Annotated in this window: 14 protein-coding genes; 10 read left to right on the forward strand and 4 right to left on the reverse strand. The window is 41.6% G+C overall.

Features of this window, described 5'->3' with window-relative positions; all coding sequences use genetic code 11:
* Window positions 1–40 precede the first annotated feature (40 nt).
* From FQT24_RS01725 to ffh, 3 genes are all read left to right on the forward strand, one after another.
* The gene (locus tag FQT24_RS01725; RefSeq protein WP_143951999.1) at window positions 41–418 is read left to right on the forward strand and encodes a YwiB family protein; all 378 of its coding nucleotides are present in this window, start codon (window positions 41–43) and stop codon (window positions 416–418) included.
* 91 nt (window positions 419–509) lie between these two features.
* Window positions 510–842, forward strand: a complete 333-nt coding sequence (locus FQT24_RS01730) for a putative DNA-binding protein (protein WP_000402066.1) — start codon at window positions 510–512, stop codon at window positions 840–842.
* A gap of 11 nt (window positions 843–853) precedes the next feature.
* A complete protein-coding gene (gene ffh / locus FQT24_RS01735) occupies window positions 854–2,425 on the forward strand; it encodes a signal recognition particle protein (protein WP_000863612.1) in 1,572 nt (523 codons plus the stop codon).
* A gap of 95 nt (window positions 2,426–2,520) precedes the next feature.
* Here ffh and FQT24_RS01740 read toward each other — a convergent pair whose 3' ends face one another.
* Entirely contained in the window at window positions 2,521–3,804 is a 1,284-nt protein-coding gene (locus tag FQT24_RS01740) for a uracil-xanthine permease family protein (protein ID WP_185952531.1), read from the reverse strand.
* A gap of 203 nt (window positions 3,805–4,007) precedes the next feature.
* Entirely contained in the window at window positions 4,008–4,721 is a 714-nt protein-coding gene (gene rsmG, locus FQT24_RS01745; RefSeq protein WP_143952001.1) for a 16S rRNA (guanine(527)-N(7))-methyltransferase RsmG, read from the reverse strand.
* Between the two features lie 93 nt (window positions 4,722–4,814).
* On the opposite strand from rsmG, the gene FQT24_RS01750 reads away from it, so the two are divergent.
* Together FQT24_RS01750 and htpX are read left to right on the forward strand one after the other, a co-directional pair.
* Complete coding sequence (locus FQT24_RS01750) at window positions 4,815–5,375, forward strand: LemA family protein (protein ID WP_125443150.1); 561 nt, start codon at window positions 4,815–4,817, stop codon at window positions 5,373–5,375.
* A 1-nt stretch (window position 5,376) separates the two neighbouring features.
* Window positions 5,377–6,276: a zinc metalloprotease HtpX gene (gene htpX / locus FQT24_RS01755; RefSeq protein ID WP_143952002.1), complete on the forward strand. Its 900-nt coding sequence runs from the start codon at window positions 5,377–5,379 to the stop codon at window positions 6,274–6,276.
* Between the two features lie 45 nt (window positions 6,277–6,321).
* Here the strand turns inward: htpX and FQT24_RS01760 are convergent, their stop codons facing one another.
* A complete protein-coding gene (locus FQT24_RS01760; RefSeq protein ID WP_143952003.1) occupies window positions 6,322–7,881 on the reverse strand; it encodes an ATP-binding cassette domain-containing protein in 1,560 nt (519 codons plus the stop codon).
* A 330-nt stretch (window positions 7,882–8,211) separates the two neighbouring features.
* A complete protein-coding gene (locus FQT24_RS01765; RefSeq protein WP_223339921.1) occupies window positions 8,212–8,523 on the reverse strand; it encodes a helicase BlpT in 312 nt (103 codons plus the stop codon).
* Window positions 8,524–8,709: 186 nt separating this feature from the next.
* Between FQT24_RS01765 and FQT24_RS01770 the strand changes: the two genes are divergently transcribed.
* The 5 genes from FQT24_RS01770 (at window position 8,710) to FQT24_RS01790 (ending at window position 12,684) form a co-directional block, all read left to right on the forward strand.
* The gene (locus FQT24_RS01770) at window positions 8,710–9,252 is read left to right on the forward strand and encodes a YceD family protein (RefSeq protein WP_000773209.1); all 543 of its coding nucleotides are present in this window, start codon (window positions 8,710–8,712) and stop codon (window positions 9,250–9,252) included.
* On the forward strand, window positions 9,252–9,881 hold the full coding sequence (gene nth / locus FQT24_RS01775) for an endonuclease III (protein ID WP_000244445.1): 630 nt from the start codon (window positions 9,252–9,254) through the stop codon (window positions 9,879–9,881). The genes FQT24_RS01770 and nth overlap by 1 nt, the downstream gene beginning before the upstream one ends.
* Before the next feature lie 210 nt (window positions 9,882–10,091).
* Window positions 10,092–10,613, forward strand: coding sequence for a bifunctional pyr operon transcriptional regulator/uracil phosphoribosyltransferase PyrR (gene pyrR / locus FQT24_RS01780; protein ID WP_143952004.1), 522 nt, complete (start codon window positions 10,092–10,094; stop codon window positions 10,611–10,613).
* Between the two features lie 18 nt (window positions 10,614–10,631).
* Window positions 10,632–11,555, forward strand: a complete 924-nt coding sequence (locus tag FQT24_RS01785; RefSeq protein WP_004260121.1) for an aspartate carbamoyltransferase catalytic subunit — start codon at window positions 10,632–10,634, stop codon at window positions 11,553–11,555.
* 49 nt (window positions 11,556–11,604) lie between these two features.
* Complete coding sequence (locus tag FQT24_RS01790; protein WP_050278219.1) at window positions 11,605–12,684, forward strand: carbamoyl phosphate synthase small subunit; 1,080 nt, start codon at window positions 11,605–11,607, stop codon at window positions 12,682–12,684.
* Window positions 12,685–12,995 lie beyond the last annotated feature (311 nt).

A 12,995-nucleotide genomic window follows, 5' to 3' on the forward strand; every position in this document is an offset into this window, starting at 1 on the left:
GGTAAAATAGTAGGACAAGAGACAAGAAAGAGGACTTGATGTGAAGATTCGGATGCGAAATAGGATTCAGTTTGATGAGCAGTTGGAAGTGATTGACCAACTCTATGATGTGGAAGTGCATGAAAAAGGAGATTATAGCTACCTGCTTTTCTATAATGAGGAAAAGGAAAAAGTGGTTATTAAATTTCATGGTCAAGAACTGGTGATGAGCCGATTTTCTAATCCCAAGACCATTATGCGATTTTTAAAGGATAGTGATAGTTTAGCCTATATTCCCACACCTATGGGCATGCAGGAGTTTATCATCCAAACGAGCCATTATCAAGTTGATGGGCAAAAGATTGAACTAGATTATCAACTACAAAATCAAGAGGGACATCCCTTTGCCAGCTATCAATTGGAAATTACTTGGTGCTAGTCTCTTGTTTTTTTCAAATTTTTGCTAGCTATCTTCTCGGATTAGCCTGCTAATGTGGTAGATTAGGCTAATTTTTGGTATAATAAAAGTTATGGAAATTGAAAAAACCAATCGTATGAATGCGCTCTTTGAATTTTATGCGGCGCTTTTGACAGATAAGCAAATGAATTATATCGAGCTCTACTACGCTGATGATTACAGCCTTGCTGAAATTGCCGAGGAGTTCGGTGTCAGTCGTCAGGCTGTCTATGATAATATCAAGCGGACGGAAAAGATTCTGGAAGATTATGAGATGAAATTGCACATGTACTCGGACTACATTGTCCGCAGTCAGATTTTTGACCAGATTTTGGAGCGCTATCCCAAGGATGACTTTCTGCAGGAGCAGATAGAAATTTTAACAAGCATTGATAATAGAGAATAAGAGGAAGAAAAATGGCATTTGAAAGTTTAACAGAACGTTTGCAGAACGTCTTTAAAAATCTACGTAAAAAAGGAAAAATCTCTGAAGCTGATGTCCAAGAGGCAACCAAAGAAATTCGCTTGGCCTTGCTTGAGGCCGACGTTGCCTTGCCTGTTGTAAAGGACTTTATCAAGAAAGTTCGTGAGCGTGCAGTCGGGCATGAGGTCATTGATACCCTAAATCCTGCGCAACAAATTATTAAAATCGTTGATGAGGAATTGACGGCTGTTTTGGGTTCTGATACGGCTGAGATTATCAAGTCACCAAAGATTCCTACCATCATCATGATGGTTGGTTTGCAGGGGGCTGGTAAAACAACCTTTGCAGGTAAATTGGCTAACAAACTCAAGAAGGAAGAAAATGCACGTCCTTTGATGATTGCAGCGGATATTTACCGTCCTGCGGCCATTGATCAGTTGAAGACGCTTGGACAACAGATTGATGTTCCTGTATTTGCACTTGGAACGGAAGTACCAGCTGTTGAGATTGTTCGTCAAGGTTTGGAACAAGCCCAAGCCAATCATAATGACTATGTCTTGATTGATACGGCAGGTCGTTTGCAGATTGATGAGCTTTTGATGAATGAGCTTCGTGACGTGAAAGCATTGGCTCAACCAAACGAAATTCTGCTCGTCGTTGATGCCATGATTGGTCAAGAAGCTGCCAATGTTGCGCGTGAGTTTAATGCTCAGTTGGAAGTGACTGGGGTTATCCTTACTAAGATTGATGGGGACACTCGTGGTGGTGCTGCTCTATCTGTTCGTCACATTACTGGAAAACCAATCAAGTTTACTGGTACAGGTGAAAAGATTACGGACATTGAAACCTTCCACCCAGACCGCATGTCTAGCCGTATCCTTGGCATGGGGGATATGCTCACTCTGATTGAGAAAGCTTCTCAGGAATACGATGAGCAAAAAGCCCTTGAAATGGCTGAGAAGATGCGTGAAAACACCTTTGATTTCAATGATTTCATTGATCAGTTGGATCAGGTACAAAACATGGGGCCAATGGAAGACTTGCTCAAGATGATTCCAGGTATGGCTAACAACCCAGCCCTTCAAAACATGAAGGTAGATGAGCGTCAGATTGCTCGTAAACGTGCCATTGTGTCTTCCATGACACCTGAAGAACGTGAAAACCCAGATTTGTTAAATCCAAGCCGTCGCCGTCGTATTGCCGCAGGTTCTGGAAATACTTTTGTAGAAGTCAATAAATTCATCAAAGACTTTAACCAGGCTAAACAGCTCATGCAGGGTGTCATGTCTGGGGATATGAACAAAATGATGAAGCAAATGGGGATCAATCCAAACAACCTTCCTAAAAATATGCCAAATATGGGAGGAATGGATATGTCTGCCCTTGAAGGAATGATGGGACAAGGTGGGATGCCTGACTTGTCAGCTCTCGGAGGGGCAGGAATGCCAGATATGAGCCAGATGTTTGGTGGAGGACTCAAAGGTAAAATCGGTGAATTTGCCATGAAACAGTCTATGAAACGTATGGCTAACAAAATGAAAAAAGCGAAGAAGAAACGTAAGTAAGACAAAGGAAGGCCGCAGAGCTTTCCTTTTTTAGAAAGAAGAAAAATGAGCACTTCCGTAATTGGAAATGCTCGTTTTTTGATATGTTTAGACTTTTAGTCTTTATTTTCGTATGGCAAGATTAAGTTCAAAATAATTCCTGTCATGGCTGATAGGGCAGTACCTGAAAGGGTAACTGGACCAATTTTAAGGATAGCTCCTCCAAGTCCAAGTACCAACATAGCACTTGCGATGATTAGGTTACGCATTTGACTGAAGTCAACACGTTCTTTAATCAAGACTTTCAAACCGTTGCTGGCGATAACCCCATAGAGAAGGATTGACATACCACCAAGTACAGCGTTTGGAATAGTTGAAATCAAGGCAGTGAATTTACCAAGGAAGCTAAGGGCAATCGCGATAAAGGCAGCGTTACGGATAACTGAGACAGAAGCGATACGAGTCATACCGATAACCCCTGTGTTTTCTCCATAAGTTGTATTGGCTGGTCCACCAAGGAAGGCAGAAACTGAAGTTGCGATACCGTCACCAAGAAGAGTACGGTGAAGACCTGGTTCTTTCAAGAATTGACGGCCACAGATTTGACCCAAAACAGTATGGTCTCCAATATGTTCAGAAATTGTTACGATAGCGATTGGCAAGATAGCGATGGTTTCTGGACCAAAGTAAAGATTGTATTCTTTAAAGGCACCACCTGTGCTAAATGGCAAGTAGAAACCAGGGATTTCAAACCAGTTAGCTTTAAGAACTGGTGTAAAGTCAACCAAGCCAAGGGTTAGTGCGAAGAGGTAACCACCGATAATGGCAAAGAGGAATGGAATGATTCGTAGGAAGCCTTTTCCCTTTGTATTGATAAAGGCAGCAATCAAGAAAGTAACAACGGCTACAAGAGCATTTTTCCAATTTCCATCCGCTACAAGACCAGCGTTAGTAACAGCTGAACCTGCAAGCCCAAGACCGATAACGATGATCATAGGACCGATGATGATTGGTGGCAAGAGTTTATCAATCCATTTTGTACCCGCAAAACGAACACTTGCAGCCACAAGGACATAGATAAAACCTGTAAGGATAACCCCTGTTTGTGCAGCTGATACATCCCCTCCTAGTTCCTTCATAGCTAGGGACATAGCTGTGATAAAGGCGAATGATGACCCTAGATAAACTGGAACTCTAAAACCAGTTGAGATCATGTAGATGAGTGTTCCAACACCTGAAGCAAAAAGGGCAACAGATACAGGCATTCCCAAAATCAAGGGTACCAAGATGGTCGCACCAAACATGGCGAAAACGTGTTGGAAGCTAAGGAGAATTCCTTTTCCAGCTGAAGGACGTTGGTCAACGTCTAGTAACAAATCAACAGTTGATTCTTGTTTCATATAAACCTCACTTTTGGGCATCAAAAAAGAGCCCATTATTTTACAGCAATAGGCCCTCAGAGTAAGACTTCTCTAAAATCTAGACTTTAAAGAGTTTCAAGTATTTCTGCGTCTTCGTCACCTCACGGGATGACATTAAAAACCTTTGCTTGTGATAGTATAGCAGAAATTCCGAACTTTGTAAACATTTTTTACTAAAAAATTTAAAGCGGGCGTTTGTTGGGCATGCCAGCCTTTCTTGGATATTTATTTGGTGTTTCTTTTTTCTTTTCTACCACTGTGATGTAACGTGGATCTCCATTTGGTAGGGCGTAGCTGAGATTGTCTTCTACTTTACTAAAAAGGAGGTTGAGGGCATTCTTAGCTTCTAATAATTCCTCAGGAGCATTGCTAGCCTTGAGTGCCAATAGTTTTCCGCCAACTTTAAGGTAGGGAATAGTTAATTCAGATAGGACTTGCATACGGGCAACCGCACGAGCCGTTACAAAATCATACTGAGCACGGAAGTTTTTGTCTTGGGCCAAGTCTTCTGCACGTCCATGGTAGAAATGAACACCGTCCAAATCCAGTTCTTGAGCCAAAAGTTGGAGGAAGTTGATGCGCTTGTTGAGAGAATCAATGATGGTCACACCTAACTGAGGATAGAGGATTTTCATTGGTAGACTAGGAAATCCTGCCCCAGCTCCAATATCAAGCAATTTGATAGTTTCATTGGGAATCAAGCCTTGCAGAATAGGTGCAATCGAATCGTAAAAATGTTTGAGATAAACTTCTTCCTTGTCCGTAATGGCTGTTAAATTAATCTTTTCATTCCACTCGACCAAGAGCTCAAAATAGCGTTCAAATTGTTTTTTTTGCTGGTCCGAAAGTGGAAGGTTCTGCTCGGCAAGCAAGTTGTAAAATGTTTCTGGTTTCATAGTTTTTTCCTTCTTTAGTATCATCTTATTTTACCACAATCATTAAAAATTTGATATACTGGTACTAATCTAAAAGCAGAAAGGACTTATATAATGACTTGGATTATTCTTGGAGTTATCGCTCTTGTTGTTATTTTTGTGATTGTTAGCTATAACGGTTTGGTTAAGAATCGTATGCAAACAAAGGAGGCTTGGAGTCAGATTGATGTTCAGTTGAAACGTCGAAATGACCTCTTGCCAAACTTGATTGAGACTGTAAAAGGTTATGCCAAATATGAAGGTTCTACCCTTGAAAAGGTGGCAGAACTACGTAACCAAGTTGCGGCAGCGACTTCACCAGCAGAAGCTATGAAAGCTAGTGATGCACTTACTCGTCAGGTTTCAGGTATTTTTGCAGTTGCAGAAAGCTATCCAGATTTGAAAGCTAGTGCAAACTTTGTTAAATTGCAAGAGGAGTTGACAAATACAGAAAATAAAATTTCTTACTCTCGTCAACTCTACAACAGTGTTGTCAGCAACTACAATGTAAAATTAGAAACTTTCCCAAGCAATATTATCGCTGGGATGTTTGGATTTAAAGCAGCAGATTTCCTTCAAACTCCAGATGAGGAAAAGGTAGTACCTAAAGTTGATTTTAGCGGTTTAGGTGACTAAGATGTTGTTTGATCAAATTGCAAGCAATAAACGAAAAACGTGGATTTTGTTGCTGGTATTTTTCCTACTCTTAGCTCTTGTTGGCTATGCGGTTGGTTACCTCTTTATGCGATCTGGGATTGGTGGATTGGTTATCGCACTGATTATCGGCTTTATCTATGCCTTGTCCATGATTTTTCAATCGACAGAGATCGTCATGTCCATGAATGGAGCGCGTGAGGTGGATGAACAAACGGCACCAGACCTCTACCATGTAGTGGAAGATATGGCTATGGTGGCTCAGATTCCTATGCCTCGTGTTTTCATCATTGATGATCCAGCCTTAAATGCCTTTGCGACAGGTTCTAACCCTCAAAACGCAGCGGTTGCTGCGACGTCAGGTCTCCTAGCTATCATGAATCGTGAAGAACTAGAAGCTGTTATGGGACATGAAGTCAGTCATATTCGTAATTACGATATCCGTATTTCGACTATTGCTGTTGCCCTTGCTAGTGCTATCACCATGCTTTCTAGTATGGCCGGTCGTATGATGTGGTGGGGTGGAGCAGGTCGAAGACGAAGTGATGATGACCGAGATGGAAATGGCTTAGAAATCATTATGCTCGTAGTTTCTCTACTAGCTATTGTGCTGGCACCTCTTGCTGCCACCTTGGTACAACTAGCTATTTCTCGTCAGAGGGAATTCCTTGCTGATGCTTCCAGTGTCGAGTTGACTCGTAATCCTCAAGGGATGATTAATGCTCTATGTAAGTTGGATAATAGTAAACCGATGAGTCGTCCTGTCGATGATGCCAGCAGTGCACTTTATATCAATGATCCCAAGAAAGGGGGAGGGTTCCAAAAACTCTTTTATACCCACCCACCTATCTCAGAACGGATTGAACGTTTAAAACATATGTAAAAAAGAATCCAGAGGTTGTCTCTGGATTTTTGCTATGTTGCAAATTTATAAATCTTCTAAATTAACTACCTCCAGACCGTGTTCTGTTAAGCGATAGATGATTGAACAGACCTCTTTTAAGAAACGACGGTCATGCGAAACAGTGATGAGACCGCCTGGATACGTAGCAAAGAGTTTTCTGATTTGGGGTTGAGAAGTGGGAGAAAAGTTTCGTGTAGGTTCATCCAGCAGGAGAAAGTTTGGTTTGCGCAAGACTAAATCCAAAAGCAGGAGTTTACCCTGTTGCCCGCCAGATAAGGAGCAAATTTGATGCTGCATTTCCGGATAACTGAAATTGAGACTAGCTAGATGAGATTGGATTTTCTGAAGTTCCTCTTTTTCCCCAGTTTTACTTAGATAGTCTACTGGAGATAGCTCCAATTGTAGTTTTTTGTGATAATCTTGTGGCATAATACCAAGCGAAATTTCTCTTTTGGCGCTAAGCAGTTGTTGAAACTTGGCTAGCAGAGTCGATTTTCCAACACCATTTGGACCTATGATACCGATTTTTTCTTGGCCATGGACAGTTAGTTGTAGTTCCTGAGCCAAAACACGGTCGTCAATGGCCAAGTTTTCCTTTTCCAGTTGGATTAAGACTTTAGAGGCCGGTAATGGTTGTATGTCTGAGAAGAAAAGTCTGATTTCTTCCTCTTCAAGTGGCTTTTGGGTCATGGACTGAGCTGTCTTTTCAAAGCGTTTTTCTTGAGAGAGGACATTTTTCATCTTTTTAGCCAATAGGCGACCGGCAGTACTGTCTTTGGTAGCTCGAAGCGTAGTTTCTACATTTTGCTTGACTCGCCGATGTTTTTCCATGGTTTTATCGTAGGCTCTTTGGTCGTTAGCAGCTTGCTGGCTTTGTCTGACAAAATTAGCCTTTCTCTGCTCACTATAGCGATCATAGTCTAAATGCTCTACTAGCGTTTCTGCTTCTTTCCGGTGCTTGACCAGTCGCAAGTGGACAATGGTATCAGCCGTTTCAGAAAGAAAGTCTTCATCATGGGAAATGAAAATAACGGTTTGCTGAATCTTTCGAATCTGACCTTTTAGCCAATCAACCGTCTCAAGGTCTAGGTCATTTGAAGGTTCATCTAAAAATAAAATCTCAAAGGGTTTGGCTAACTCATGGATGAGCTGAATTTTCAAAGCTTCGCCACCGGAGAGGCTCCCGATCTCTTGGTCGCTTGCGAAACGATCACTATCAAAATGCAACTCTTCAGCTAAGCGATAAAGGATACTGTAGTCTAAATCAATAGAATCTAAAAAGAAGTAGTCGTGTAGAGATTGTTTTTTCAGCTCCTCGGGGACTTTTTGAGGAATATAGGCCAGTGACTGATAGTCAGACTGGACGTCTCCCTTTATAGTGAAATCATACAAAGCTTCTCCCATTACAATTTTAAGTAAGGTTGATTTGCCATTTCCTTCTTCACCAATAATAGCAACCTTTTCCCCGTCTTGGATAGTGATGGTTAGGTCAGATACAAGATCTCGTAGATCTTTGTTTTGCGTGATGGTCAGGTGATTGATTTTTATCATATTGTTGCCCTTTCTAGAATGTCGATAGTGCATAACAAAAAGCTCTACTTTATCTAGTAGAGCCCAAAGTCACTGTCGAAACTCTATTATCCTCGTTGAAAAACTCGTCAAACTAGCTTGGAGCTGCCTACCCCAACCCAAGAGGAGCATAGCTTTCTAGTTTTTTTATTTTCAATGAGGACAAGATACTAGAAACCTAGTATAAAAAGAGTACACAAAAAGAGACAAAAACAAGATCTACTAAATAAAGTTTCTTTACTTGATAGACTTAGTTGTTCATGTCTCCCTTACCTCCGAGTATTAGTACCTCTATCCTATACCTTTCAGGATATTTTGTCAACAGAAAACCGACAATTCTAATCTCTAGAATCCAAAAACAGGTCCATAAAGAGTTAGTACGTGTTTGACATGATCGTAATGGAACTTGTCATAGTTGCGCCAAGCGGTACGTGCTTGGTCGTTCAGTTTTAGGCTACCGAGGCCTATCAGAAGACTGGTACGTTGGTAAAATTTCTCAAGGTCAATTAAGATACTGTTGTTCAACTTTTCCGCTTTTTTGAGCTCTTTTATAGTAGTGTTTAGCAGCTCTTGTAGTCGAGTATCATCTGCAGTACCCTGTTTGCAGCTTTGGAAACTTTTATTTAACTCGGATAAGAGTTGGGTTGCATTAGTAATGAGTTATTTATCTTCCATGTGAACATCCTCCTTGCTCGGATGTATTATTGCCTATAGTATAGCACTAAAAAACAAAAATGTCATAGTGAATATGTTAAAAAATTGAATTTCAATTATAAAGTTTGCTGTGCTGATTTGTAGCCTTTTCATGGTATAATCAAGAGAGTAAATCTTTATGGAGGAAGTATGAAATTAAATATTCAAGAAATTCGTAAGCAGTCTGAAGGCTTGCATTTTGAACAAACGTTAGACCTAGCCGCAGACCTGCGTGCACGCAATCAAGAAATTTTAGATGTAAAAGATATCCTTGCAGTTGGGAAAGTACAGTACGAAGACCGGATGTATTTTTTAGACTATCAGTTGTCATATACCATTGTTCTTGCTTCCAGCCGCAGTATGGAGCCAGTTGAGTTGGCTGAGTCTTATCCAGTCACAGAAGTTTTCATGGAAGGCGCAACCAACCAACTAGATCAGGAAGTTTTAGACGATGATTTGGTTTTGCCTATCGAAAATGGGGAACTTGATCTTGCTGAGAGCGTATCAGACAATATCCTACTAAACATTCCTATCAAGGTCTTGACGGCTGAAGAAGAAGCTGGTCAAGGATTTGTTTCAGGAAATGACTGGCAAATCATGACAGAGGAAGAATACCAAGCTCAACAAGCAGTCAAAAAAGAAGAAAACAGTCCTTTTGCTGGCTTACAAGGACTATTTGATGGAGACGAATAATGGTCTTGTCAAAAAAACGAGCACGAAAGGTGCTAGAAGAAATCATTGCTCTTTTTCCAGATGCCAAGCCCAGTCTTGATTTCACTAATCATTTTGAACTCTTGGTTGCGGTCATGTTGTCAGCTCAGACAACGGATGCAGCGGTAAATAAGGCCACACCAGGTCTCTTTGCTGCCTTTCCAACGCCACAAGCCATGTCTGTTGCAACAGAAAGTGAAATTGCCTCACACATTTCTCGCCTAGGACTGTATCGAAATAAGGCTAAATTTCTAAAAAAATGTGCCCAACAGTTACTAGACGATTTCGATGGTCAAGTCCCTCAAACACGAGAGGAATTGGAGAGTTTGTCAGGTGTTGGTCGCAAGACAGCCAATGTTGTCATGAGTGTAGGCTTTGGGATTCCAGCCTTTGCAGTGGACACTCATGTTGAGCGTATCTGCAAGCATCATGATATTGTCAAGAAATCTGCTACACCGCTTGAGGTGGAAAAGAGGGTTATGGATATCTTGCCGCCTGAGCAGTGGTTAGCAGCTCATCAGGCTATGATTTATTTTGGAAGAGCCATTTGTCATCCTAAAAATCCAGAGTGTGACCAGTACCCACAATTATATGATTTTAGCAATTTGTAAGATGGAACATCGAAAGTTTTTGCTTGATTTTAAGCATGCTTTGTGCTATAGTATTTGATAACTAAATATTCCTTTAAACCTGTCCCGTGAGGCAGGCAAGGAGAACGATTAAGTAGAAGGGTGAAGTCTATACTGTTTCCAGTAGGGCTAGCTTAGCTATACATTTCAAGTCTCCTTGTTTAAGGAGACTTTTCTTTTTGGAGGTTTGTCATGAAGACAAAAGAAGTTGTAGACGAATTGACCGTCAAACGAGCGATTACGCGTATTACTTATGAGATTATCGAGCGCAACAAAGATTTGAATAAAATCGTCTTAGCTGGTATTAAAACTCGTGGTGTCTTTATCGCCCACCGTATCCAAGAACGTTTGGAGCAACTAGAAAATCTTTCAGTTCCAGTTGTGGAATTGGATACCAAACCTTTCCGTGATGACGTTAAAAGCGGAGAAGATACTTCTTTGATTTCTGTTGATGTGACAGGCCGTGAAGTTATCTTGGTGGATGATGTGCTTTATACGGGTCGTACCATTCGCGCTGCTATTGATAATATTGTAGGTCATGGTCGTCCTGCGCGCGTGAGTTTAGCAGTTCTAGTCGATCGTGGACATAGAGAATTGCCAATCCGTCCAGATTACGTTGGAAAAAATATCCCAACCAGTCGTTCTGAAGAAATCATCGTAGAGATGGCAGAACTTGATGGCAAAGACAGAGTTCTGATTACTGAAGAAGCTTAGAAAGCTAAAGGAGTAGCCATGTCAGAAAATCAACAAGCATTGAACCATGTGGTGTCCATGGAAGACCTCACTGTCGATCAAGTCATGAAATTGATCAAGCGAGGAATTGAGTTTAAAAACGGAGCTCAGCTTCCCTATGAAGACCATCCGATTGTTTCCAATCTTTTCTTTGAGGATTCTACACGGACGCATAAGTCCTTTGAAGTGGCAGAGATTAAACTGGGGCTGGAACGACTTGACTTTGATGTGAAGACCAGCTCGGTCAATAAGGGTGAAACACTTTATGATACTATCTTGACTCTGTCTGCCTTAGGAGTGGATGTCTGTGTGATTCGCCACCCAGAGGTCGACTACTACAGAGAGTTGATTGCTAGTCCGACGATTACGACTTCCATCATCAATGGTGGAGATGGTTCGGGACAACATCCTAGCCAGAGCTTGCTTGATTTGATGACCATTTATGAGGAATTTGGTCACTTTGAGGGGCTCAAGGTTGCTATTGCAGGTGACTTGGACCACTCACGCGTTGCCAAATCCAATATGCAGATTTTGAAACGCTTGGGAGCTGAACTTTACTTTGCTGGACCTGAGGAATGGAGAAGTCAAGAGTTTGCAGACTATGGACAGTTTGTAACCATTGATGAAATCATTGATCAGGTGGATGTCATGATGTTTCTCCGTGTGCAACATGAACGCCATGATAGTGGAGCTGTATTTTCAAAAGAAGACTACCATGCCCAACATGGCCTGACTCAAGAACGTTATGACCGTTTGAAAGAAACAGCAATCCTTATGCACCCAGCTCCAGTCAATCGTGATGTAGAAATCGCAGATCACTTGGTTGAAGCACCAAAATCACGGATTGTCCAACAAATGACCAATGGTGTCTTTGTTCGAATGGCAATCTTAGAATCCGTACTGGCGAGTAGAAACGCCAACTAAAACACAAGACGTTAAAAGACGCCAGTGAGCGTCCACGAGAGGTGAAAAAATGACAAAAAGACTTCTAGTATTAGAAGATGGAACAGTTTTTGAAGGCAAGGCCTTCGGAGCAGATATTGATGTAACAGGCGAAATCGTCTTTAATACAGGCATGACCGGATACCAAGAATCCATTACAGACCAGTCTTATAATGGGCAAATCTTGACCTTTACCTATCCATTGGTAGGAAATTACGGAATTAACCGTGATGACTATGAATCCATTATTCCTACTTGTAAGGGGGTTGTTGTTTTCGAAGAAGCACGTAGAGCAAGCAACTGGCGCAATCAAATGACCTTGGATGAATTTTTGAAAGCCAAGAAAATTCCTGGTATTTCAGGGATTGATACGCGTGCCCTTACCAAGATTATCCGTAAGCATGGTACTATGCGTGCAACTCTGACCCATGTTGGAGATAGCATGGATCATGTGACTGACCAGCTCCAGGCAACGGTATTGCCGACAGACAATATTAAGCAGGTTTCTACTAAAACATCCTATCCAGCTCCAGGAGTTGGTTTGAGCGTGGTGTTAGTGGACTTTGGCCTCAAGCACTCAATCCTACGTGAACTTTCGAAGCGCAACTGTAATGTGACCGTGGTTCCATACACGACAACGGCAGAAGAAATTCTTCATCTTAATCCTGACGGAGTTATGTTGTCAAATGGGCCAGGTAACCCAGAAGACGTTCCCCAAGCACTTGACATGATTCGCGGTGTGCAAGGAAAAATTCCAATCTTTGGTATTTGTATGGGGCATCAACTCTTTGCAATGGCAAATGGTGCTAAGACCTACAAGATGAAATTTGGACACCGTGGATTCAACCATGCGGTACGCGAAATTGCTACAGGACGTGTGGATTTTACAAGTCAAAACCATGGTTATGCAGTTAGCCGTGAGGATTTGCCAGAACACTTGATTATCACCCACGAAGAAATCAATGACAAGTCAGTTGAAGGCGTGCGTCACAGATACCAACCTGCTTTCTCTGTCCAATACCATCCAGATGCGGCCCCTGGTCCACACGACGCTAGCTACCTATTTGATGAGTTTATAGAGATGATGGAAGCTTTTAAACAATCAAACTAAGAACGAGTAAAAGCTCGTCGGAGAATTTATGTAACTGAACACGGACGGAAAGCTCGGAATTTAGATAAACCAACTGGGATTGTCAATCCTTCCTTGGTTTCCTAAAATTCAATCGCTTTCTATTCGTCCTTTGTATCTTATTTAATGTCGCCCTGTGAGGCGACGAATAGAAAGGAGAAGATACATTGTTCGCGGAAGTGAACACGCCCTAAGAACTGTGTGAAAAAGATAATCATCGTCTTGACGCTGAAGGCGTCTGCACCGAGTTTCCTATTTTCACTGTGTTCTTTACGGGCTTTGTATCATAAACT

The organism is Streptococcus mitis (genome assembly GCF_901542415.1).
GTDB classification, from domain to species: Bacteria; Bacillota; Bacilli; order Lactobacillales; family Streptococcaceae; genus Streptococcus; species Streptococcus mitis_BL.